A 23,977-nucleotide genomic window follows, 5' to 3' on the forward strand; every position below is an offset into this window, starting at 1 on the left:
GACGACACACATGGCACTGACGTACTCCGCCGGCTCCTTGGTGAAGGCCCGCAACCGCGAATGGGTGGTGCTCCCCGAGAGCAAGCCCGACCTGCTCGTCCTGAGGCCGCTCGGCGGTTCGGACGACGACATCGCCGCCGTCTTCCCGGCGTTCGAGACGGTCGAGGAGGCCCGGTTCGCCGCGCCGGAGCCGAGCGACCTGGGCGACCAGCGCGCGGCCGGTCTGCTGCGCACGGCCCTGCGGATCGGCTTCCGCTCGGGCGCGGGCCCGTTCCGCTCGCTCGCCGGCATCGCGGTGGAACCGCGCGCCTACCAGCTCGTCCCGCTGCTGATGGCGCTGCGTCAGAAGACGGTCCGCATGCTGATCTCCGACGACGTCGGCATCGGCAAGACCGTCGAGTCGGGTCTGATCGCGAGCGAACTGCTCGCGCAGGGCGAGGCGTCGGGCCTGGCGGTGCTGTGCTCCCCCGCGCTGGCGGAGCAGTGGCAGCAGGAGCTGCGCAGCAAGTTCGGCATCGACGCGGAGCTGGTGCTGTCCTCGACGGTCACCCGTCTGGAGCGCGGACTGGACCTGGGCCAGTCCCTCTTCGACCGCCACCCGCACGTCATCGTCTCCACGGACTTCATCAAGTCCCCTCGGCACCGCGACGACTTCGTGCGCCACTGCCCCGACCTGGTGATCGTCGACGAGGCGCACACCTGCGTGGCCGCCGACGACACGACGACCGGTTCGCAGAACCAGCTCCGCTACGAGCTGCTGCGCCGCGTCGCCGAGGACGCCGACCGGCACCTGCTGCTGGTCACGGCGACCCCGCACAGCGGCAAGGAGTCCGCGTTCCGCAACCTGCTGGGTCTGGTCAAGCCCGAACTGGCCCACGTGGACCTGGAGTCGGAGGCGGGCAGGAAGCTGCTGGCCCGGCACTTCGTGGCCCGCAAGCGCGCGGACGTGCGCCGGTACCTCACCAAGGAGGACGGCCTGACCGACGACTCGCTCGCCGAGCGCACCGCGTTCCCCTCGGACCGCTACTTCAAGGACGAGACGTACAAGCTGTCCCCGGAGTACCGGGCCCTGCTGGACGACGCGATCGCGTACGCGAGCGAGCGCGTCGAGGAGGCGGACAGCCGGGGCCGTCGCGAGGCCCGAATAGCGTGGTGGTCGGCGATCGCACTGCTGCGCTCGCTGGTGTCCTCGCCCCGGGCGGCGGCGCAGACCCTGCGGACGCGGTCGGCCGCGGCGGTCGCGTCGTCGGCGGAGGAGGCCGACAAGCTGGGCGCCCCGCTCAACAGCGACGCGGCCGACAGCGACTCGATGGAGGGCATGGACGTCGCACCGGGCGCGGAGATCGCGGAGGACGACCCGCGCTCGCGGCTGGCCGAACTCGCCGACCGGGCCCAGGAGCTGGAGGGCCCGGCGCAGGACCTGAAGCTGAAGGCCCTGATCAAGCACCTCAAGGCGCTGCTCGCCGACGGCTACCACCCGATCGTCTTCTGCCGCTACATCCCCACCGCCAAGTACCTGGCCGAGCAGTTGGCGAACGACCCCGAGACGAAGAAGCGCGGCCCGCTGGGCGCGAAGACGGTCGTCAAGGCGGTCACTGGTGAACTCTCGCCGCAGCAGCGCATCGACAACATCGAGGCGCTGGCCGCCGAGGCCGGCGAGGACGCCGCCGCGCGCCGCGTGCTGATCGCCACCGACTGCCTGTCGGAGGGCGTGAACCTCCAGCACCACTTCGACGCCGTGGTCCACTACGACCTGGCGTGGAACCCCACCCGCCACGACCAGCGCGAGGGCCGCGTCGACCGCTACGGGCAGAAGCGGGACGAGGTCCGCGTCATCACCCTGTACGGCGACGACAACGGCATCGACGGCAAGGTCCTCGAGGTCCTCATCAAGAAGCACCGCCAGATCAAGAAGGACCTGGGCATCTCGGTGTCCGTCCCGGACGAGCTGTCGACCGGCGTGACGGACGCGATCGTCGAGTGGCTGCTGATGCGCGGCCGGGAGGACCAGGACGCCCTGTTCGGTGCGGACGCGTTCAAGGTGAGCACGGCGAAGCTGGACAGCGACTGGAACTCGGCGGCCGAGCGCGAGAAGCGGTCCCAGTCCCGGTTCGCGCAGCGCGCGATCCACCCGGAGGAGGTGGCCCGCGAGGTCGCCGCGGTCCGGGAGGCGCTGGGCGGCACGGGCGAGGTGACGTCGTTCGTGCGGGAGTCCCTGGGCGCGCTGGGCGCGGTGCTGCGCGGCGCGGGTGAGGCGGAGGACTTCACCGCCCAGGTGGGCGGCACGCCCGCGGGCCTGCGGGACGCCCTCGCCACGGTCGTGGGCGCGGAGGTGATCGAGCGGGACCGCCCGATCCCGTTCCGGAACGACCCGGCGGTGGCGCGCGGCGAGGCGGCGCTGGTCCGCACGGACCCGGTGGTCGGCGCGCTGGCGTCACACGTGCTGGACGCCGCCCTGGACACGCAGGCGGCCGGCGCCCGCCCGGCACGCCGCTGCGGGGTGATCACGACGGACACGGTGACGACGGGCACGACGCTGCTGCTGGTCCGCTACCGGTTCCACCTGACCCTGCCGTCGCGGAGCGGCGAGAAGCAACTGGTCGCGGAGGACGCGCGGCTGCTGGCCTTCGAGGGCTCCCCGAAGAACGCGGTGTGGCTGCCGCCGGAGCGTGCGGCGGCGCTGCTGGAGGCGACGGCGTCCCAGAACACCGACCCGCACTTCGGCGAGCGCATGATCAAGCGCATCCTCGGCCAACTCCCCGAGACCAACGCCCACCTGGAGTCGTACGGCGACGACCTGGCCGCCGAGCTGGACGCCTCGCACCGCAGGGTGCGTCAGGCCTCCGGCGAGATCGTCCGCGGCCTGTCGGTGACGGCCCAGAAGCCGGCCGACGTCCTCGGCGCGTACCTCTACCTGCCCGCCGACCCCGCTGCTTCCGCCCCTGCCCCTGCTGCTGTCTCTGGAGCGTCCGCCTGATGTCCGCCACGACCCGCCACCAGGTGTTCACCGCCGTCCACACGGTCGGAGGTCTGCTGCCGGCCGACATGCTGTTGCGCATCTCCGAGGGCAAGGACGTCCCCGGCTCGAAGCCCGCGGACTACGGCCTGCCCTCGTCCCGCTCGGTCCGCGACGAGGCGGAGCGCAGCTGGGAATACCTGAAGCCGCTCTGGCGCGACTTGCGCAAGCACCTCCCCGAGGACCGGGAGACGGGCCTGCCCGCGACGGACCCCACGGGCCGCGCCGGCGCCGACTGGCTCGCGCCGCTGTGGCGGGAGCTGGGCTTCGGTCGATTGACACCGGTCGGCACGGAGGGCGTTAGGGCCGACTCGGACACGGAGAAGCGGTTCGAGGTCTCGCACCGCTGGCAGCACGCGCTCGTCCACCAGACGCCGTGGAACGCCAATCTGGACAAGCGTCCGGGCGGCGCGGGCACGGTGCCGCCCCAGTCGATGCTCCAGGAGTGCCTGAACCGGACCGAGGCCCACCTGTGGGGCGTCCTGACCAACGGCCGCCAGATACGCCTGCTGCGCGACTCCAGCGCGCTGGCCACGGCGTCGTACGTCGAGTTCGACCTCGAGGCCATCTTCGACGGCGAGCTGTTCAGCGAATTCGTGCTGCTGTACCGGCTGCTGCACGTGTCCCGCTTCGAGGTCGCGGAGGACGCGGCGCCGTCCACGTGCTGGCTGGAGAAGTGGCGCACGGAGGCCATCGCACAGGGCACGCGTGCCCTGGACCAGCTCCGCAAGGGCGTCCAGCGGGCGATCACCACCCTGGGCACCGGCTTCCTGAAGCACCCGGACAACCGGGAGCTGCGCGAGAGCCTGGAGGTCAAGACCTTCCACTACGCCCTCCTGCGCCTGGTCTACCGCCTGCTGTTCCTCTTCGTCGCCGAGGACCGGGAGGTGCTGCTGTCCCCGTCGGCGGACGAGACAGCGAAGGAGCGGTATGCCACGTACTTCTCCTCGGCCCGTCTGCGCCGGCACGCTCAGCGGCGCCGCGGCACGGCCCACGGCGACCTGTACCAGGCCTTGCGCTTCGTGCTCTCGGGCCTCGGCAACGACGACGGCCTCCCGGAGCTGGGCCTGCCCGGCCTGGGCGGCATCTTCGACGACACGGAGGCGGACAAGCTCCTGCACGACCTGTCCCTGTCGAACGAGCCCTTGCTGGAGGCAGTTCGCGCGCTGTCGGTCGTCAGGGACGCCGCCAGCAAGCGCAACCGGGTGGTGGACTACCGGCACCTGGACGCGGAGGAGCTGGGCTCCATCTACGAGTCCCTGCTGGAGCTGGTACCTCAGCACGACGCGACCGAGCGCACCTTCGAGCTCGTCGAGCTGGCGGGCAACGCGAGGAAGACGACGGGCTCGTACTACACCCCGTCCTCGCTGATCGAGTGCCTGCTGGACTCGGCGCTGGACCCGGTGATCGACGACGCGGTGAAGCGCGGCGAGATCCGCGCGACGCGCTCCGGGCAGCCCGACCCGGGCCCGGCCATCGTCGAGGAGCTGCTGAACCTGACGGTGTGCGACCCGGCGTGCGGCTCCGGCCACTTCCTGGTGGCTGCGGCACGGCGCATCGCGAAGCAGGTGGCCGCGGTGCGCGAGCAGAACCCCGAGCCGACGATCGACGCGGTGCGGCACGCGCTGCACGAGGTGGTCGCGCGGTGCATCTACGGCGTGGACCTCAACCCGATGGCGGTCGAGCTGGCCAAGGTGTCACTGTGGCTGGAGGCCCTGGAGCCGGGCAAGCCGCTGGGCTTCCTGGACGCCCACATCAAGCACGGCAACGCGCTGATCGGGACCACGCCAGCGCTGCTGGCCAAGGGCATCCCCGACGACGCCTTCAAGCCGATCGAGGGCGACGACAAGAAGGTCGCTTCAGCCATCAAGAAGCGGAACGCGGCGGAACGCGGCGGCCAGTTGAGCTTCCACACGGAGGAGCGCATCTGGGTCTCCAACGCGGCCTTCGCGGCCAGTCTGCGCGAGATCACCGCCACCTCGGCCGACACTCTGCGCGATGTCCGACTCCAGTCCAGCCGCTTCCGTGATCTGGAGCAGTCGGCGGACTACCTCCGCGCCCTGCACATCAGCGACGCCTGGTGCGCCGCCTTCGTCTGGCCCAAGGTCCAGGGAGCACCCACCCCGGTTACCGAGGGGGTCTTTCGCGACCTCCAGAGCGCCGGAGCAGGCATTCCGGTCAGCACGAACGAGGAGATCATCCGCCTCGCCCAGCGGTACAGGTTCTTCCACTGGCACCTGGAGTTCCCGGAGGTCTTCGCGGTCTCCAAGACCGCGGACGACGACGCGGATCCGTCCATGGGGTGGGCCGGCGGATTCTCCTGCGTGCTGGGGAATCCGCCGTGGGAGCGCGTCAAGCTCCAGGAACAGGAGTTCTTCGCCCAGCGCGACACGGAGATCGCCAACGCCCCGAACGCTGCCGCTCGCAAGCGGCTCATCGCAGCCCTGCCGCAGACGAACCCCGACCTCTTCGCCGAGTTCACGGCAGCCAAGCGCCAAGCGGAGGGTGAGAGCCAGTTCCTGCGGTTGTCGCTGCGCTACCCGCTCACCGGCCGAGGTGACATCAACACGTACGCCGTCTTCGCCGAAGCCGACCGCACGATGACGGGACCGCACGGCCGCACGGGCGTCATCGTGCCGACAGGCATCGCGACGGATGCCACGACGCAGTACTTCTTCAAGGATCTGGTGCAGAACGGGTCGATCGCGGCGCTGTACGACTTCGAGAACCGCAGCGGACTGTTTCCCGCTGTTGACTCACGGATGAAGTTCAGCATCCTGTCCCTCACCGGCCACGCCATGCACGAACCTGTTGCCCGATTCGCCTTCTTCCTCCACGACCCGTCAGAACTGGACGACGCAGAAAAGGCGTTCACTCTCACGCCCGAAGAGATCACTCTCCTCAACCCCAACACGGGCACCTGCCCCGTCTTCCGCTCCCGTCGCGACGCCGAAATCACCCTCGGCATCTACCGCCGCGTCCCGGTCCTCATCAAGGAGGGCGACGCGAACGGCAACCCGTGGGATTTGTCGTTCATGCGCATGTTCGACATGTCCAACGACTCGCACCTTTTCCACACCCAGGAGGAGTTGGAGGGCGACGGCTGGACGCTGAAGGGCAACCAATTCCACAAGGACGGGGTCACCATGCTGCCCCTGTACCAGGGGATGATGGCCACGTTCTTCAACCACCGCGCGGCGTCTGTGGCCCGCAGCAACACAGCAACGAAGCGGTTGAACCAGCCTCTCGCCTCCGCCCTGACCGACTACGCGAACCCTCACTTCTGCCCGGTGCCCAGTGCCTGGGTCGCCGAGCGCGAGGTTCCCCCGGCACCGAGCGGCTGGCTCATGGCGTTCTCGTCCATCACGGCCCCGACCAACGAACGCAGCTTCACTCCCTACGCCCTCCCCCGGGTCGCTGTCGGCAACAGCGCCCCCGTCCTGCGTTTCCCACACCGCGATGAGCTGTTGCCGTGTTTGCTGGCCAACCTCTCATCGTTCGTCCTGGATTACGTGGCACGCCTCAAGATCGGTGGCACGAACTTCAACTTCTTTTACGTACAGCAGTTCCCGGTGCTGACCCCGGCCCAGCTCGCACTGCACCGGGACTTTCTGCTGCACCGGGTGCGGGAACTCGTCTACACGGCACACGACATGGCACCCTTCGCCAGAGACACCGGCGAGACGGGCGCACCGTTCCAATGGGACGCGCCGCGCCGCAGCACGATCGGCGCCGAACTGGACGCCTTCTTCTTCCACCTCTACGGAATTTCCCGTGAGGACACCAGCTACATTCTCGACACTTTCCCCATCATTCGCCGGAAGGACGAGGCCCAGTACGGCACCTACCGCACCAAGGAGCTGATCCTCGCCGAGTACGACCGCATGGCCACAGCTGGCGTCAGTCTGGAAAACCCCTTGGTGGACGGCGAGAACTACACCTCCACCCTCACTCCGCCCCCGGGCCACGGCCCCCGACACCCCGCCCGCTAGAGAGCCCCCGTTGACCGACAGCACAACCACCCGGCAGAGCGGACCCACCCCCGTCCCGCTGGCCGCCACCCCATCGCCTACAGAGGTACGCGCAGAGCGCCGCCGACTCATCGAGTCCATCCGTGCTCTCCGCCGTCTCCTCGACAAGCGACGCTCCTTCGAACTCGCAGACCAGCGACGCCTGAACCGTGAGGCGCGGGACCTCAACCGCGCCGAGGCGGCGTACGGCAAGAAACTGCAGCGCATCCACGAACGCCAGGTCCGCCGGGGGACCTCGCTCACGCGTGAGCTGAACGGACTGGACGGCAAGCGCGAGAGTCAGGAGAAGCGAGCCCTCGCCGTCCTCCGCCGCGAGTCCATCGAGCGCACGCTCAACAGCACGTATCTCACCTCAAGCCAGGTGAACGGCATCGGCAACGGGCTCATCCGCGACCTCGCGGCCCAGGGCATCAGGACCGCAGCCGACTTCAGGCATGTCAGCTGGGGCAAGGCGCCCAATGGCAAGGGCGGTGAAGTCCTCTACATCCACCGCACCAAGGGCGGCAAGGTCCACATCAACGGCATCGGCGAGCACCGCGGTCGGCCACTCATGGCATGGCGCGACTCCTCAGTCGCCCGCGCTGAGGCCCGTGCCCCGCGCGAGCTGCCGCCGGACGAGCGGCACCGCATCGCCGAGATCATCGAAGCCGAACGCAAGCGCCTCCAGCAGGAGCTTGCGGAGGCACCGCGTACCGCCGAGGCCGCACGCGCCGAAGCCGTACAGGTGCACACTGAGGCCCTTGACCGACTTGCCGCCGCCCACCGCGAGGCATCTGACCGCGCTGCCGAACGCCGTGTTGAGTTCGACGCGATGGCCGAGCAATTGCTCGGCCTTCAGGCACAGCTGTCGACGCACATCCACCAATATGGAGATATAGGTCGCCGCGTGCGCCGTGCGCAGACCCGTGCGCTTCGTCCGGTCCCGGAGGCGCCGCCTCTGCCCGGCATCCCTTCCCCCCGCACTCCAACTGACGCGGCGGCACCGGTCAGCCTTACGAAGCCCCTTAACCGGACCGCTCCCCTCCCGGTTCCCGGCGTGCGGGCCAGTCTTGGTTGGCTGGTGCCGATCATCTTCCTCGGGCTGACGGCGATCCTGGGCGTGGGCGAATCGGACGCCACAGCACCGGTGTGGTTCAGGGTCGGGACGCGACTCATGGCCTTCGTGATCACCGCGGAACTGCTCCGCCTCTGGGTCCCACGAAGGCGCTGGCATACGGCGGGCCCCATGCCCTCGGGAATCGGTCCTTTGACCACTGGAGCATTCTTCGCCCTGGTCGCCGCGAGCATGCTCGCGGACAGCGATCCGAACGACGGCGCCGGATGGGCCGCCTCGGTCGTGTCCCTGGTCCTTCTGGTACTGGGCATGACCCTCCGTATGCGCAAGAGAACCGAAGGCTGAGAGATATGGCACGTTCCGACAGTTCGAACGACACGGCGCGCGGGTGTGCCGCTCTACTAGGCATAGCCGTCGTCGCCGTGGCCTGCTGGTTGGTGTGGTCGGCCGTCATGTGGTTGGCGGCCGAGTGGCGATGGGCCTGGATCGGCGGATACGCGGTGCTGGTTCCAGGCCTCGCATACGCCGTCGTGCGTGCCTGGGGTGAGCGACGCCCCTTCGTGCCGACTGATCAACTCGAGGCGTGGATCACCGCTGTACTCACAGCAGTCGTCGCAGCGGCGCCGGTCGTTGTACTGGTCAAAGGGTGGGGAACCGGAATCGCAGCCTTGTTGCTCGCAACCTGCGCTGGATGGGCGGTCGCATACCTCCCGGAGCATTGGCTCTCTGCATCACCCAGGCCGGGACACATGCTCCGCCCAAGTCCAGGTGCCGTACTGCCCGTTGCAGAGAAGTCACCGACCGACTAACTGAAGATCCCCTTTCGAATCAACCCGGCGCACCGTCCATGTGCTCAGGGCTGCCATGGGAACTGCGAGGCCCGGCAAGCCTGGCACTCCGGTCTCGATGACCGTTCTGGAGTTTCTTTCGTGTACCTCTCTTCTCACCGCCTCAAGCCCCGCCTGCTTCGTCTCGGCACCCTGCTCGCTGTCACCTGCGTGAGCGGGACAGTGATCGCTCTTGGAAATGCCTCCGGTAGTGCCCCTGAGGCAATAGCAAACGATGCAATAGCCCAACCCCGTCCTTCTGCCACACCAACCGTTACGACCGAGGCGAGCGCGAAGCCTTCGCCCACGCCTTCCAAAGCGGCTGCTTCGCCCACCAAGGAAGTTGCATCCCGGACGGTTTCGGCCAGGTGCACCGGAACCGCCGCAAACATGCGCTTCACAGCGGCCGGAGGAACCATCACCAAGAGCTCCTCGCCGCCTCCCAGCTACTTGCGCATCAAGAGTGCGGAACTGACACGGAACAGCAACAGCGTGACCGTCAGCTACACCATGGCGGGCGATGTGCCGCGCGTGGGTTCGGGCATCTACGACGCCAACTACTACACATGGGTCGGAGATCAATCAGCCGACGAGGGCGCCATCGAGTTGCTGTACCTGGACGGCAAGTGGTTCGTGACCGTCTACGGGAAGGGCTTCACTGGCGGTGACGTAGCGGCTCAACCTGTGGTGCGGGGGAACACCGTCTCCGTGCGCCTGCCTCTCCGGGTGTCCGCCGACGGTGAAGAAATCGACCTGTCGACATTCACTCATGTCGGCTGGTCCGCTTCCGGTAAGGACCCGTCCGGTTTCGGTCTCTGGATGGACGGCTGCCCCGTAGACGGCGATCGGGCGATGGACCCCGGTAGCTGGGAAGTTCGGCTGCGCTGAAGCGTGAGCACGACAGCCGTTGGACCAACGCATGCGCCGGCCCCGCTGAGCGAGGCTGGCGCACTTCTCAGCTTTCCGCCGCGTACCGGATGAAGCGAGACCAGCCATCCCGGCACACACCGAAGTTGGGACGCGTGACATCCTTCGAGTCCCGTACCTGGACAGTCTGCTCGGTGACCGCGACCTCGATGCAGCTGTCACCTTGCGCACTGCTGTAGCTGGACTTGAACCAGTCGAGTTCAGGCGTGCTCATAGCGCTCCTCGCATCCGCTCCAGCAGGCCCCTGGAGTCCTTCGGGGTAAGGGCCTGCGAGCGCAGTCTCGCATAGCGCATATGAAGCCTGCTGACCTGTTTCGGGTCGGCGATCAGGCGGCCGTTCTCCTGTCCCTCCGCGTAGCCGCGCCAACTGCCGTCCGGGGTCTCCAACAGTTGGATCGGTCCAGCCATGCAAGCGTGATGCTCACTGTCCGCCGGCATGACCTGGAGCGTGACGTTCCTTGGCGCAACGGCATCAAGTACGTAGTCGATCAACTCACGTGTCACCTGCGTCCCACCGAGGCGTCGCATGAACACGGACTCTTCCACGATGAAGTCGAAGGCCGTGTTGGGTCGCTCCTTGAGCAGGCACTGACGTTCCAGTCGCGCCTGCACCGTAGCTTCCAGGTCCTCATCAGCCATGGGAGGGATGTCGTTCTCGCAAAGAGCGCGCATGTACCCCTCCGACTGCAACAGCCCTGGCACCAACCGGCACTCATACGTGCACAGGCTCACCGCAACTCGCTCCAGCCGAACCCACCGCCGGAACCAGGCCGCCAGCCCCGCCTCACCCCGTGTCAGGAACCGCGCCGAGTGCCGCAGCGCCCCCGTGTTGCCCAGCGCCTCCTCCGCCCGCTCGATGAAGGAGGCATCCGGCATCCGTCGCCCCAACTCCACCGACTCCACCGTGTGCTTGGAGAACCGGACCAGCTCCCCGAACTGCACCCGACTCAGCCCCGCGTGCTCACGGAGCGCCTGGACGACGGCCCCGAACGTCCGCAGGCTGTCCGACGGGTCCGGCTCCCGTTCCGCCTCGCAGGCCGTCCTCTCGCCGTCCACACCCGCGCCACCTGCCATACGCGCCCACCTCCGCTTGCCTCTGTACGTCGCCCGCAGGCCCTCACGATCGACAGCATCCAGCGTGACGGATCCGACGACGCACCGCCCACGGAACGCGCACGTACGCTCACACAGCGTACGTGCGGGGTGTTCGCGTAACGGCCGCAAGGCTGTGGCGGTTGAACGTCTTGCCCCTGACACGAGTCCGGGCCCGACCCGATCCACACCGGAGAACAAGAGCACCCGTGGACCCGTACAACACCAACCCGCCCCCGTCCCGGCCCTGGTGGAAGACCACCCCCGTCCTGCTCGGCCTCCTGGCCCTCGTGGCCCTGCTCAGCGCGGTGAGCCTCGGGCTCGGCTTCTTCGTGATGATCGCCGCCATGGTGGCAGTGTGGGTCCTGCCCTCATGGCGCTGGTACGCCAGGCTCGGCGCCACGTTCGGTGCCTTCTTCCTGCTGCTGATCAGCGCCAGCATGAGCGGGCAACTCGACGACAGCGGGGCAGACAAGTCCGAGGCCAAGGCGAAGAATGCGGACGACGCGGGCGCCGAAACCACGCCGTCCCCCACCCCCGCCAAAATCCCCGAACTCACCGACTACACGGGCAAGGCGTTGGACAAGGCGGAGAAGGGCGCGCGTGCGGCCGGGTTCACGCCCGGTCGTCACGACGCGTCCGCGGAGGGCCGCCCGATCGTCGTACGGTCCGCGTGGACGGTGTGCTCCCAGAAGGCCGACACCACCGCGAAGTCCGTCGCCTTCGCCGCCGTGCGGACCGGCGAGCCCTGCCCCACGAAGGACGGCGGCCCGATCCCGTGGCCGACAATGCCGGATCTCGTGGGCGACACCTACAACACGGCGGTCAAGGAACTGGACCGGGCCGGCATCGACCTCGACAGCGTCACCCTCGACGACGTCTACATCGACATCGACACGCCCACGGCGGAGGAGGCCGCCGAGGAAGGCGACGAGTGGCGGGTGTGCTTCCAACGTCCGGACGAGGATAGCGAGGTCACTTCCACCACCACGGTCCACCTCGACCTGGGCCGGTGGACCGACGCCGATCTCGTCCAGGAGTGCCCGTCGAAAAAGGACACGACCTACAAGATCCCTGCCAACGACCCCGACTACCACGACAGTGGCGACAACAGCACCACCGGGAACGGGGCTTCTACCGGCGGCGACTCCTCGTCGTCGTCCGACGGCGGCAGCAACGTCGGCACCGTGCACCCCGGTTCCTTCTGCTCCCAGCCCGGGGCTACCGGCGTGACCAAGGCAGGCACCCCGATGGTCTGCGGCCCCGGCTCCGACGGCCGCAACCGCTGGCGCTCCTCCTGACCTGTTCCGCCCCACCCGCTGTCCATCTCGCGAAAAATGAGCCTGGTGGAGTGACGGCAGGGACGACCACCGCCCACTCCACCACGCCTCAGAGCCCGCTGCCACTGCCGCCACCCGGAGACCCGATACCCCCATACGACGACACACGCAAGGCATGAACAGCGGTCACAGACCGGCCGGGATCGGACCGACCGGTGTCCCTGCCGTTCGACCACGACTTCTCCTGCGACATCCTGCGGGGCCGCTGCGGCAGGAAGCTGACCTCGGAGCAAGTGAGGATGTCTGCATCCCGGTCTGGCCCGATGAGTCCAGCACGTACGGAAATTCGAGTACTCGACATTCGGCAACGTGTTGACAGCAGTAACAGCTCGTCGTCATGCTCGAAGCGCCAACAAGGCGCATCAACGGCATGCATGGCCCCTTCCGTCGTACCCAACATGGGGAACGGACGGGTGGACCCGTCGGTTGACGCAGGGTCATGGGGATCAAGGGGGGATTGTGCCATTCTTCATACCGGTCATACTCATCGGTGTCGGTGTGGCGACCGGTGGTAGCGGGGTCGCCCTCGGCGGCAAAGGTATCCACGACCTCAAGCGTTCGAAGGCCCGATTGGAAGAGGCGGGCCAGGACTACGAGCGACGCCGAGCCCAGACCGAGGACGCGTTGGCGGCGACGAACAGTGCCCTCAAGGCACTGGGGGAGCAGCAGAAGCAGGCGCTCGTTGATGTCGTCGTACGCATGGGCGACTTCCTGCGTCGCCACGAGCGACAGGTGCGCGAGAGCGAGCGGCTGCTGGTGGATGGCGTCGACGCCACCATGGCCAAGATCCCTGGGCTGCGCGGCCTCGATGTCGACGCGGTGGCATGGATCGGCGGGGCCCTCGGATCCGCGGCGGCGGGTGCGGGCGCGGGTGCTGGAATCGCGGCGGCGGCCAGCAGCTTCGGAGTCGCGAGCACCGGAGCGGCAATCTCCGGCTTGACGGGCGTTGCGGCCGAGAGCGCGACCCTCGCCTTCCTAGGTGGTGGGGCGCTTGCGTCGGGTGGTGGCGGGATGGCCCTGGGAGCCACGGCGCTGAACTTCGTCACCGTCGGTCCCGCGCTGCTCGTCGGGGGACTCGTCGTCAAGGGCCGAGGCACGAAGGCGATCACCCAGGCAAGGGAGTTCGAGGCGAAGGTCGCCGTGGCGATCGCTGAACTCGATGAGACGGACACCCGCCTGAAGGGCGTCGACGCCCGCGTTACGGAGCTGCGCGAGCTCCTCTCGGACCTCACTTCCCGAGGGCTTGAGGCACTGGACCTTCTGGAGTCCGAGCCGTTCGATCCACGGAGTCACGCCGAACGCTTCCAGCGGGCCATGACCCTGGTCATGGCGGTCCGTGACGTGGCGACGACTCCGATTGTCGACGCGGAAGGCGAGTTGGACGAGCGCAGCTCAAACCTCACCATCAGGTACAGACCCTTGACCAAGGAGAATTAAGGTGCCCGACCAGACCAAGGTGCACGTCGGCAAGGTCTTCAAGGCGGCCAAGGGCTCCGTCCAGGCGGTGGACGGCTTCGCTGCGCTGAACCAGATCGTCGAAGCCGCCCGTGAGTGCATCCACATCCATGAGGTCGAGAGCACCAAGAGGGCCCGGCTGGAGGCCTACGAGGCCACAGAGGTCGCTCGGATCCGGGCCGCTGAAGCCGTCCTCAAGGACTACTTCACACAGGCATTCGCGGAACGGCGCAATCTCTTCGAGGAGATGTTCGCCAGGCTGGACAGAGCTCTCGACGAGGGCAATGGCGAAGTGCTGCACAGTGTCGTGCGTGGCATTGTCGACATCGCCAAGAGCTCGCCGCTCGCGGACATCGGAGACCTCTCCCAGGTCCGGGCGGCACTGGACGACCCGGACCAAGTATGGGATCTCTGACCGCAAGGCGTTGAAAGATGACGCCGCCGCCGACGAGTCGTGCCGGTGGCGTCATCACTACGTGACCGCCGGGACGAAAATTGCTCGGGTCCCCACGCCCGCACCCCGCACAGCATGTGTCCGTACGGTGACTCGGCGTACGGCGATCTCCTCTGGAACGTGCCCCGCGCACCCGCCACCGTGGTCCCATGAGCACAACCACCCCCCAGCTCTCCGCCGCCGCGCGGTCGTTCACGCAGCAGTTGTCGTCCACCCGGCGCGGTGCCCGCCTCGCCCGGCTGCTCACCTACGAGCAGCTGCGCACCTGGCAGACGTCACCCGGCGTCACCGACCGCGCGGAGCAGATCGTCGCGGAGCTGGCCGCCAACGCGGCGCTGCACGGCCGGGTCCAGGGCTGCGACTTCCGCCTCACCCTCACCCACGATCCGGCCGCCGGCGTCCTGCGCATCGCGGTCACCGACGCCCGCGGGGATCGGCTCCCCTCCCCCGTGACGGACGTCGTCACGCCGCCGGACGACGAGTCGGGCCGGGGCCTGCTCATCGTCACCGCCCTGGCCGACCACTGGGGCACGGAACCGTATCCGCCCGGCGGCAAGACCGTGTGGGCCGAGTGCGCGTGCTGAGCGCCGTCATGTTCATCGATGTACTCGATGGGGTGAGGCCGCCGTCGTTCGGGTCTCCCCTCAGGAACGCGAGCGGTATGGTCGATGGTATGGCAACCAAGAAGTACACCGTCACACTCCCCGAGGAGCTTGCCGAGGCCATCCGGGCCGAGGTGGGCCCCGGCGGGTTCAGCCGCTATGTCACGCAGGCCATAGAGCGTCGGCGGGAGCAGGACCGGCTCGGGGAAGCGGTCGCTTGGTGGGAGGAGGAGTACGGCGAGGCCACCGAGGCCGAGCTGGCGGAGGCGGAGGCGGAGCGCAGGGAGATCGAGCGCCGGCATGCCGAGCTGGCTCGCGCACAGCGGGTGGCCGCCGGTGAGCCGATCGAGGCCACGCCGGAAGAACAGCGGCGGGCGGCAGCATGACGGGGGACCCGGCATACCTTCTGGACTGCGAAGGTCTGTCCCGCTGGGTACGGGGCGAGCGTCGGACAGGCGTCCGCATCAAGGACGCCCACCGGCTCGGCATCCGTGTCATGACCACCTCGATGACGTTGATCGAGGCGTACGACGTACGGACCTATATCCCGGCCTGGCACTGGGCTCTCTCCCGTGTCCACGTCGAACCGGTGACCGAGGACATCGCCGAGGACGCGATCGGGCTGCTCAAGGAAGCCAGCCTGCACGGCCACAAGTACGCCATCGACGCGGCCCTGGCCGCCGTCGCTCTGCGACAGCCGGGGCCGGTCACGGTCTTCACCTCCGACGAGGACGACCTGCGCAAGCTGTGCGGGGACCGTGTGGTCGTCATGGGCCTGTGACCGGCCTGTCCGCCGCTTCCACCCCCGAGGGGGCGAAAGCGGCGAGCAGGGCACGGGCCGCTGAACTCCGTATCCGGCGCGACATCACACGTCGAGCGCCACGCCTGCCGTGGCAGCGGTTCCAGGCACAGCTGCGTGTCCTCACAGTCGGGTCGCCGGTGCGCTGCCCCGCCGCTCGGCCAGGTACGGGCACACCCGCGAGCCACAGGAAGGTGAGCGTTGAGGCGATGACATTCTGGTCGAAGGGCCGATTCCAGCGGCGGAGAGGGAGTACGCTGCCGATCATCTGCCGACCGTGTTCGCCGGTCGGCGCGGTGGGGACCTCGTGACCGGGTCCGGTGCGGCCCGGCGTTGACGCCGCCGTACGCCGGGGTGCCCCGTGAGCCCCCGAGCCGACGGCCTACAGGCCTTCGTTTCCTGGGTCGGGGCCGTCGTCCGGCACGGTCTGCGAGGCGTCCGGCGTGCCGGCGCCCTGCTCCGATCCGGTGGTGACCCCCAAGAGGCTCATGAGACGGTGGCGCATGCGTGTCCGGCGTGCCTCGTAGAACTCGAGAAACCCCGTCACGTCCTCGGGAAGGTCGGTGGCGTCGCACTCCCTCAACCAGCTCTCCCGCTCCGCGGTCGACTGGAAGTGTTTGTGAAGCCAGGCGGCCGGTAGATTTGCCTGCTTCGAGAGGAACGGTATGCCTACGACACTGCCGGAAGGCTCGTGTCGGCCCGTCTTCCGGGGGACGGGGCGGACGACGGTCCCGTCCGTTCGTTCGCCTACGACGGGACGCGGCTCGTCCGGGCCGGTCGCCACGCCTACGCCCACGACACCCAGGGACGGGTGGTCCGCAGGGTGCTGACGACCCTTTCCGGCAAGCGACGGGTCTGGGCGTACGACTGGGACGCGGAGGACAGGCTGATCCGGGTGGTCACCCCGGAAGGTGCGCAGTGGCGCTACACGTACGACCCTCTCGGCCGCAGGGTGGCCAAGGAGCGGATCGACGACGCGGGGAGCGTCGCGGAGGCGGTCTTCTTCGTGTGGGACGGCAACCGCCTGGCCGAGGAGACACACGTGTACGGCGGTGATCGCCGTACGAGTATCACCTACGAGTACACACCCGACAGCCACCGACCCGTGGTGCAGGATCGCCGTGAGTGGCTCCGGGACGCCCCCCAGCACGAGGTGGACCGGCGCTTCCGCCTCATCGTCGGCAACCTCGCCGGAACCCCCACCGAGTTGCTCTCGCCCGAGGGCGAGGTGACATGGAGGAACCGGTCCGCCCTGTGGGGCGGAGAGATCCCGGAATCCGGCGAACCCGAGTGCCTGCTCCGCTTCCCCGGCCAGTATTTCGACGCGGAAAGCGGACTCCACTACAACTACTTCCGCTATTACGACCCCGTTCCCGGACGGTACATTTCTCCAGATCCGCTGGGATTGGCGGCAGGGCCGGACGACTACGCGTACGTGGTCAATCCGCTGACTTGGTGCGATCCGCTCGGCCTTCAGTCCTGTCCGACTTTCAAGGGGTTGGCCTGGCTGACGGACAAAATGCTGAAGCGGCCCTCGTTCCGCTATCAGCGCGTGGTGTCCGGCACGGATTATGAACAGATATGGAAACTTGCCGACGGGCGTGCAGTGCATGTAGACGGCGGACCCGCCCATGGCTGGATCATGGAGGCCAAGTTCACCGGCGGCCGGGAGAGCGAATGGGCCAAGTCCGCGTACAACCCCGAAAGTTCGCTGTACAACGAGAAGAAGATCACCGATCAGGCCGCAAAGCTGATGGAGCTGAACGACGGACTGGGCGGCAAGGGCGTGCGCTATGCGATTTCCAATGCAGCCGGCGCCGCACACTTCCGCCAGCTGCTCGGTACGCATTTCCCGGAGGCTATCGCGAGTGGTAAGCCGGCCGTCTTCCACGTGCCAGGAAATGGAATGAGCGGGATGAGTAAATGGTTGACGTGAGTGCGGAAATCTCCCGACTGGTCGAGATCGAGGAACTCAACGGCCCCGCGGTGGAATCGGTTCTCGCGGCGGCGGGTTGGTCGGGCGAGCGCAGGAACCCGTCGAAGAGCTGGGCCACCACGTGGCAGTGTGATGACGCCCGCGCGTGGATTCAGGGCGAGAATCCGGTCGAGGTGGAGTTCACCCTGTGGTTCCAGGAGGTCGAGGACGACAGGCCGGACCCGGACGCCTACCTGGACGACCTCCATGCCGTCGCCGTCGCGAAGATCCCGGAGGTCGCGGCACAGCTCCGGTCCGGAGTCCTCGGGGAGCGACTGGAGGAACCGGAGGGCGAGGTCACGGACGCGGACTCCTACATCGAGCACCGTGCGTGGAGGGTCACCGGCAAAGAACTCCTCGTGGGCGTGAAACAGGACGACACCGACACTCCGGTGCAACTCGTCGTGGTGCTTCGTGAGCCCGGTGCGGATGATGAGGCGTACGACGACTGGTTGTGATGCGGGCGCGCGGTCCGGGGACCGGGCCGGCGAGGTGTGACAGGCGGAGTGGGCGGCGGCCGGGCCCTCTCCGGCGGGTGGAAAAGCGACGTGGGACGCGCCTCGGTGAACTCCCGGACCCACCGACGCAAGCCTTCGCGCCTGGGCCCGGGACGGCGCGGCACCGGGTGCAGCCCGGAGACGCCCGGTAACGGGAGACTGCGGACCGGCAGCCCCGTCCTTGCCCTCAGTAGGCCGGCAGGCGCGGGTTGCCGACGGCTCCGGGGAGGTCGCACCACGGGCGCAGTTCCTTGTACGCCTTGGCCTGGTCGTAGTAGAGGTTGGCTCCGTACCCGCTGTGCGCCTCGGCGAGGGCGACGCACGCGGCCTCACTCTCGGTGTCCACCGTCCCCGGGTCCAGCTGCTCGGCCCCGTTCACCGCGGCCTCCCGGCAGTTGGCGAGACTGCCGTGGTCGTCCGCCGCCTCACCGCTCCTTGCGGCCTTGTCCAGGGCCACGACGGCGTCCGCGCAGTCGCGCGGCATCTTCGTCGCCTCGAAGCCGATCCCCTTGGTCAGTTCGTCCACTGCCGCGTCGGTGGACCTGTCGTGCTTGCCGTAGGTGTAGAGGAGGTACTTGCTGTACGGCAGCCACCACACGCGGTGGCTGTTCCTGCGGGAGCCGTCGTAGTCGGGGAGCACGTCGGTGCCGATGGTCCAGTGCATGGCCTTCTTGTCGCCGATGTCGGCCAGTGCCCGCTCCTTCACCGAGATCACCGACTCCTCGGTGGAGCTGAGGCCGTCCTCGCTCTCGGTGGACCACATGGGGCCGGAGTCGAGCTGGCCCTCACGGATCTGGTCGAGGGTCAGAGCCGGGGAGTAGAGGATGCGTACGCCAGTATCGGGGTCGTCCTGCAGGGAGAAGTCGACCCTGGTCGCGACGGTCGGTCCCGAGGACCAGCCGTATCCGGGATCCGCGTCCTCGTCGCTCGACTGGAGCACCAGCTCCGAGTCGGCGGGAACGGTGATCCGCAGGCCACCGAAGACGTCCACCGGCACCGGTTCCTGCTCCTCTTCGGCGATGGCCTCCTGCGCGCTCGGCGACTCGTCCGCGGTGGGAGTCGCGGTGGTCGCGTCCGGGCTCGGTGCCGTCCGTTCCGGCTCGGCCGTCGTGTCGGTGACGGTGTTCCGGTCGGCGGCTCCCGTCCCGGTGTCGCCGGCGGTCACGACGGCCGCCAGGCCCCCGACGGTGAAACTCACGACCGCGGCTGCCAGCACATAGAGGAACCGCCGTCGTGTACGGCGCCTGCCGGGTGAGGGCCCAGCAGGAAACGCCCCGGGAGCCGAAAGCGGTGCGGGAACCGGTGAGTGGAGGGGAGGCGGGGGAACCGGCGGTCCGGTCCGCGCGGTCACCGGCGGCGTCGGTTCTCCGAACACCTCCGAACGGGCCGAAGGCGAAGGTTCCGGGGACACCGGCGGAACAGCGGGGGCGTCACCCGCGGGTCCTCCGCCGGCAGGCGCCTCCTCGGCGGGATGCCCGGCGGGCAGGGGGACGTTCCATCGCTCGCGGTCCAGGGGCGCGGTGACACCGGTGCCGGTGTCGACGCCGGTCTGCCCTGGGGCGCGGTCGAGGGACCGCGTGTAGGCGATGGTCGGGAAGACCGCGGTGCCCGTCGGCCCGTACACGGCGGCCGTCCGCTCGGCGACCTCCGCCGCGCTCGGGCGCCGTCCGGGCTCCTTGTCCAGGGCTTCGCGCACGAGGGGCAGCAGGGCGTCGGGCACGCCTCTGAGTGAGGGCGCGGCACTGACGATGCGGTGCGTGATCCCCGTGGGCGCCCCGAAGGGGTGGGAGGCGGCTGCGGCATAGGCGACGAGCAGGCCCCAGGTGAAGATGTCGCAGGCCGGGAGGGTGGTGCCGTCGGTGAGCTGCTCCGGCGCCATCCAGCCGGGGGTGCCGGTCATCACCGAGGTCGCGGTGATCGCGGTGGCGTCCAGGTGGTGGGCGATGCCGAAGTCCACGACGCGCGGTCCGTCGGCGGCGAGGAGCACGTTCGTCGGCTTCAGGTCGCGGTGGGCGACCCCCGCGTCATGGATGCAGGCCAGGGCGTGGGCGACGGCCGCCGCGAAGGTCAGCAGGTTGTCCGGGCTCATGGCCCCGGTGTCCCGGACGTGCTGGTGCAGGGTGTTGCCGTGGACGTAGGCGGTCGCCAGCCAGGGCAGGGGGGCGTCGGGGTCGGCATCGACCAGAGGGACGAGATAGGGGCCTATGACCTTGCGGAGCGTGGTGGTCTCGCGCCGGAAGCGGGCCCGGTGGGCGAGGTCGGCGGCGAAGTCCTGGTGCAGGACCTTGACGGCGAGGGGGAGTCCGCTCTCGGGGTCGGCCGCGTAGTAGACCGTGCCCATGCCGCCGGTTCCGAGGTGCCGGGTCGGCCGGTAGGGGCCGATGCGGGCGGGGAGGTTCACCGGCACGGTGCCCCTCCTCGCGCTGCGGAAGCCTGTCCGGCGGACAGCGCCTGCTCACGCGGATCGCACTGATGAATCATGTACCCCCCTGTTGTTCAACGCCCTCATGGCCGCCGAGCGATCCGGCGCGGGCGGCCTGTGGTCCGTCCGTACGGGCAGGCCTCAGCAGCTCGACGAAGCCCCCTGATCGGCGGAGACACTTAATGCCGAACTACCGAGAGTCGACAAAGAGTCAGTCGCACGTTGTCGTATGCACGTTCCACCGGATGTCCGACACCGTCGTTCACACTCGGTGACACGCACCCGCGATAGTACACACACCTAGAAGCAAGTGACACGTCATCCTGTTGACATCGCTAACGCGCATACGTCACCATCTGATCGGCAACAGCGTGAGGGGCCAACAGCACCAGCCCCCACCTGCCGTCGCCGCTCAATGAGCGCCCCCTCTATCACAACAACCTGCGTAACTGTCTTGCACCACGCCGCCGACACCATGTGATCGTCGTCTAGTATTGCCCGACCAGTGAAGGAGATGTGAAAGTCTCCGTCACTTCGTTTGCGCGGCAGGGGTGTACGTGGCACGCCACCGCCCTCTCCCCGTCGCGCTCCGATCTGCACAAAGTCCCGGCTTCACCGGGCAAGGGTGGGGAATGTTCACCGGGACACAACTCGACAAAGGGGTGGCCGCACGTCACCTCGAGGACGCGGCGCAGAACCCTGCGCTCGCCCCACGCGCCGAAGAACTGCGCGCCCTGGCGCGGGCACTCGACTCCACCGACGCAGAAGCCCTCAACGCATGGGCCGATCTCGACCTGATGGCCCACTTCGCCCGGCCCGAGAGCATCGCCGAACCGGTGGACACCGGTCGGGGCGGAGGGCTCGACTCGGTGCTGGACTGGGTTCTGGGGGCCCTGGTCTTCCTGCCTCTGCTCTTCACGTGGTTCGGTCTGTGGCAGGCGTCGAGTGCCTACGGGGCGCTCACCGGGGACGACCCCAAGGCCGCCGGCCGACCGTTCCTGCAGTTGTGGCAGTCCGGGTTCGACGGACACCTGAGCGGGGCGTACCGCTTCGGCCATGTCGCCGTGGGCGGGTGCCTGGCCCTGGTGATGCTGTTCGTCCTCACGGCCGTGCACGGCTACCGGCGCACGCGCGCGGAGCGTCGCGAGGAGCAGGCAGGGGAGCGTGCCCGTGCGGCTCTGGCCCGCCTGGTCCCGGTCCTCACGCGTGCTCAGCTCTCGCTCAACGAGCACCGGTTCGCCTCGCCGCAGCGCTTCGCGGCGGAGCTCAACTCGGCGGCCGGCCGGCTGCAGCGGATGCACACCAAGGCCATCACCACGCAGGAGGCGCTCAGTCGAGCCGCCGAGCTGGTGAGCGAGGCCGCGGACAAGGCGGAGCAGCGTCTCGTCCAGGCGGAGGCGTACGTACGGCCGATCGAGCAGGTGGTGCTGCGGATCGAGGAGACCGTCCGGGACAGCGGCACGGCCATTCAGGCCACCGTCCAGGGCTTGGAGGACCCGTTGACGCAGGCGGGCCGTCGACTGGCCGACGCCGTCAGCGGGCAGACCGGTGTCCTGGACAAGGCGTTGGAGGACCTGAGGACGGCCGGCGACGACATGCGCGACGTTCTGTCCCGTGCGGCGGACCGGCTGGAGACGGCGGTCGGCGACAACGGTGACCGCGTGCGCGGCGCGCTGTCGGATGCGGCCCGGCAGGTCGAGGAGTCGCTGACCGTGCTGGCCGCCTCCCAGCGCGGGTTCACCACCGGCATCGAGGTCGTGGCGGATGTCAACGGACGCCTGCTCGACGACCTCGGCACGGTGGCCGACCGAACCGGTGAGGCCGCCGAGGCGTCACGGGAGGCCCTGCTCGGCATCGAGGCACGCAGCCGCGCCGTCCAGGAGGCGACGGATCGCTTCGTCGCGGTCACCGACGCCCTGGAGCGGGCACTCCGCGAGACGGAGGCGGCGCGGATCGAGGCGGAGGCCGCGCGGGGCCAAGCAGAGACGGCGCGGATCGAAGCGGAGGCCGCGCGGGGCGAAGCAGAGACGGCACGCAGCGAGGCGGAGACGGCGCGCGTGGGTGCCGAGGCGGCCCAACGGCGCGCGGAGAGCGAACTGCGGCAGGCCGAGAAGCTGCGGGCCGGGATCGGACCGGACTGGTGAGCCCGTTGAAGAGGCGTTTCCGGTTCACACCGCTTCACCTGGCCGGGTGGCTCTTCGCCGACATGCTGCTCGTGCTCGCCCTGGTGTCCATGGGAGACCGCGGTGATCCGCTCGCCGCGCAGGCCAGCGCCAGTCCCTCGAAGTCGGCCGATGCCACGCCGTCTCCCGAACCGAGTCCGACGCCGACGGGACCGCGGTCGGTGGCGCGCAAGCCGGTGAAGATCCATCTGACCGCAGCGGTCGGCGACACCACGCGGATGGTGGAACAGCTCCGTGCCGCCACCACCCGCTACCAGGGACGCGAAGCCGCCTTCGTACTGACCTTCGGCCAGGCACCGGAGCCCAGTGACGGCCAGGCATACGCACGGGAGGTGAACAAGGCCCTGCGGAAGGCGCGGCCGGACATGTTCACCGAGGCGACGACGCGGAACTTCTGGAGCGGCGGCCCTTCGGGCTCGGCCGACCTGGAGATCTACTTCTACACCCGTTGACGGCCACGCCGTCTCATCAGCTCAGGAGAACCAACCCATGCAGCTCCTCCCCTTCTACGTGGTGTGCGACGAGTCCGGCTCCATGGCCGGCGACGGCGTGGACACCATCAACTCGGCGTTGCCCGAACTGCACCACGAGATCAGCACCAATCCGAGCGTCGCGGACAAGACCCGCTTCGCGCTGATCGGTTTCTCCACGCAGGCCTCCGTGCTGCAGCCGCTCGCCGACCTGAGCGAGCTGACGCAGCTGCCGTCCCTGTCGGCGGGCGGCGTGACCTCCTTCGGCGCCGCTTTTCAACTGGTCAAGGACACCATCGAGAAGGACGTCGCGGCGCTGAAGGCAGAGGGCCACGACGTGTACCGGCCCGTGGTGTTCTTTCTCTCCGACGGCATCCCCACGGACGAGGGCTGGCGCACCGCGCTCAACGACTTGAACGCGTTCCGTTACGCACCGAAGATCATCGCGTTCGGAATCAGCGACGCCGACGCCGCGACCATCACCGAGGTGGCCAACTTCAAGGCGTTCATCCAGAAGGACGACGACTCCATCACCCCGGCCATCGCACTGCGTGAGTTCGCCTCCAGCCTCACCCGGTCCATCGTCAACTCGGCGACCAGTATGGCCGCCCAGGGCGGGGAGGGCTTCCAGCTCCAAGTGGACGAGCAGGTGCCCGGCTTCACGAGCCTTTCCCTGGACAAGCTGTGAGCGGCCCGATGCATCACGGAGAAGCCCCAAGGGCGCACGAGGATGTGACGGGTCTCGGCGGGCCCGCCCACGGTGACGGTCTTGACGAACACTTCGCGAGCCTGCCCACCGACATCGTCGTCCACGAGACGCGCATGCTCGGGCC

General features: G+C 68.7%; 19 protein-coding genes. 15 read left to right on the forward strand and 4 right to left on the reverse strand.

Annotation, left to right across the window (positions count from 1 at the left end; genetic code table 11):
* The first annotated feature begins 10 nt into the window (after nt 1–10).
* From DIZ27_RS18810 to DIZ27_RS18825, 4 genes are all read left to right on the forward strand, one after another.
* The gene (locus DIZ27_RS18810) at nt 11–2,977 is read left to right on the forward strand and encodes a helicase-related protein (protein WP_109379595.1); all 2,967 of its coding nucleotides are present in this window, start codon (nt 11–13) and stop codon (nt 2,975–2,977) included.
* Complete coding sequence (locus DIZ27_RS18815) at nt 2,977–7,008, forward strand: Eco57I restriction-modification methylase domain-containing protein (protein WP_109379596.1); 4,032 nt, start codon at nt 2,977–2,979, stop codon at nt 7,006–7,008. The genes DIZ27_RS18810 and DIZ27_RS18815 overlap by 1 nt, the downstream gene beginning before the upstream one ends.
* Nucleotides 7,009–7,018: 10 nt before the next feature.
* Nucleotides 7,019–8,446: a hypothetical protein gene (locus tag DIZ27_RS18820; protein ID WP_109379597.1), complete on the forward strand. Its 1,428-nt coding sequence runs from the start codon at nt 7,019–7,021 to the stop codon at nt 8,444–8,446.
* Between the two features lie 872 nt (nt 8,447–9,318).
* On the forward strand, nt 9,319–9,816 hold the full coding sequence (locus tag DIZ27_RS18825) for a hypothetical protein (protein ID WP_109379598.1): 498 nt from the start codon (nt 9,319–9,321) through the stop codon (nt 9,814–9,816).
* A gap of 67 nt (nt 9,817–9,883) precedes the next feature.
* Here DIZ27_RS18825 and DIZ27_RS18830 read toward each other — a convergent pair whose 3' ends face one another.
* A complete protein-coding gene (locus DIZ27_RS18830; RefSeq protein WP_109379599.1) occupies nt 9,884–10,069 on the reverse strand; it encodes a DUF397 domain-containing protein in 186 nt (61 codons plus the stop codon).
* The gene (locus DIZ27_RS18835) at nt 10,066–10,929 is read right to left on the reverse strand and encodes a helix-turn-helix transcriptional regulator (RefSeq protein WP_109379600.1); all 864 of its coding nucleotides are present in this window, start codon (nt 10,927–10,929) and stop codon (nt 10,066–10,068) included. The genes DIZ27_RS18830 and DIZ27_RS18835 overlap by 4 nt, the downstream gene beginning before the upstream one ends.
* A 227-nt stretch (nt 10,930–11,156) precedes the next feature.
* Here DIZ27_RS18835 and DIZ27_RS18840 point away from each other — a divergent pair, with 227 nt between their 5' ends.
* From DIZ27_RS18840 to DIZ27_RS18865, 6 genes are all read left to right on the forward strand, one after another.
* Nucleotides 11,157–12,248, forward strand: a complete 1,092-nt coding sequence (locus tag DIZ27_RS18840) for a PASTA domain-containing protein (RefSeq protein WP_258308440.1) — start codon at nt 11,157–11,159, stop codon at nt 12,246–12,248.
* Nucleotides 12,249–12,785: 537 nt separating this feature from the next.
* Entirely contained in the window at nt 12,786–13,724 is a 939-nt protein-coding gene (locus DIZ27_RS18845; RefSeq protein ID WP_258308441.1) for a hypothetical protein, read from the forward strand.
* A 1-nt stretch (nt 13,725) separates the two neighbouring features.
* Nucleotides 13,726–14,157 (forward strand): hypothetical protein, encoded by a 432-nt coding sequence (locus DIZ27_RS18850; RefSeq protein ID WP_258308442.1) that lies wholly within the window; start codon nt 13,726–13,728, stop codon nt 14,155–14,157.
* Between the two features lie 188 nt (nt 14,158–14,345).
* The gene (locus DIZ27_RS18855) at nt 14,346–14,780 is read left to right on the forward strand and encodes an ATP-binding protein (protein WP_109379601.1); all 435 of its coding nucleotides are present in this window, start codon (nt 14,346–14,348) and stop codon (nt 14,778–14,780) included.
* An 89-nt stretch (nt 14,781–14,869) separates the two neighbouring features.
* A complete protein-coding gene (locus tag DIZ27_RS18860) occupies nt 14,870–15,184 on the forward strand; it encodes a hypothetical protein (RefSeq protein ID WP_055690973.1) in 315 nt (104 codons plus the stop codon).
* Nucleotides 15,181–15,579, forward strand: coding sequence for a hypothetical protein (locus tag DIZ27_RS18865; protein ID WP_109379602.1), 399 nt, complete (start codon nt 15,181–15,183; stop codon nt 15,577–15,579). Before DIZ27_RS18860 ends, DIZ27_RS18865 begins: the two co-directional genes overlap by 4 nt.
* Before the next feature lie 400 nt (nt 15,580–15,979).
* On the opposite strand, the gene DIZ27_RS18870 is transcribed toward DIZ27_RS18865, so the two are convergent.
* Nucleotides 15,980–16,180 (reverse strand): hypothetical protein, encoded by a 201-nt coding sequence (locus DIZ27_RS18870; RefSeq protein WP_109379603.1) that lies wholly within the window; start codon nt 16,178–16,180, stop codon nt 15,980–15,982.
* A 108-nt stretch (nt 16,181–16,288) separates the two neighbouring features.
* Here DIZ27_RS18870 and DIZ27_RS18875 point away from each other — a divergent pair, with 108 nt between their 5' ends.
* On the forward strand, nt 16,289–17,533 hold the full coding sequence (locus DIZ27_RS18875; protein WP_109379604.1) for an RHS repeat domain-containing protein: 1,245 nt from the start codon (nt 16,289–16,291) through the stop codon (nt 17,531–17,533).
* A complete protein-coding gene (locus DIZ27_RS18880) occupies nt 17,521–18,030 on the forward strand; it encodes a hypothetical protein (protein WP_146228958.1) in 510 nt (169 codons plus the stop codon). Before DIZ27_RS18875 ends, DIZ27_RS18880 begins: the two co-directional genes overlap by 13 nt.
* Before the next feature lie 226 nt (nt 18,031–18,256).
* On the opposite strand, the gene DIZ27_RS18885 is transcribed toward DIZ27_RS18880, so the two are convergent.
* Nucleotides 18,257–20,476, reverse strand: coding sequence for a serine/threonine-protein kinase (locus DIZ27_RS18885; RefSeq protein ID WP_109379606.1), 2,220 nt, complete (start codon nt 20,474–20,476; stop codon nt 18,257–18,259).
* Nucleotides 20,477–21,123: 647 nt separating this feature from the next.
* Between DIZ27_RS18885 and DIZ27_RS18890 the strand changes: the two genes are divergently transcribed.
* Genes DIZ27_RS18890 through DIZ27_RS18900 form a run of 3 tightly spaced genes read left to right on the forward strand, consistent with a single transcriptional unit; the run spans nt 21,124 to nt 23,832 of the window.
* The gene (locus tag DIZ27_RS18890) at nt 21,124–22,635 is read left to right on the forward strand and encodes a hypothetical protein (protein WP_109379607.1); all 1,512 of its coding nucleotides are present in this window, start codon (nt 21,124–21,126) and stop codon (nt 22,633–22,635) included.
* A complete protein-coding gene (locus DIZ27_RS18895) occupies nt 22,632–23,126 on the forward strand; it encodes a hypothetical protein (RefSeq protein ID WP_258308443.1) in 495 nt (164 codons plus the stop codon). Before DIZ27_RS18890 ends, DIZ27_RS18895 begins: the two co-directional genes overlap by 4 nt.
* 37 nt (nt 23,127–23,163) lie before the next feature.
* Nucleotides 23,164–23,832 (forward strand): VWA domain-containing protein, encoded by a 669-nt coding sequence (locus DIZ27_RS18900; RefSeq protein WP_109379608.1) that lies wholly within the window; start codon nt 23,164–23,166, stop codon nt 23,830–23,832.
* The last annotated feature ends 145 nt before the right edge of the window (nt 23,833–23,977 follow it).

It is taken from the genome of Streptomyces sp. NWU339 (genome assembly GCF_003143855.1).
Taxonomy (GTDB): Bacteria; Actinomycetota; Actinomycetes; order Streptomycetales; family Streptomycetaceae; genus Streptomyces.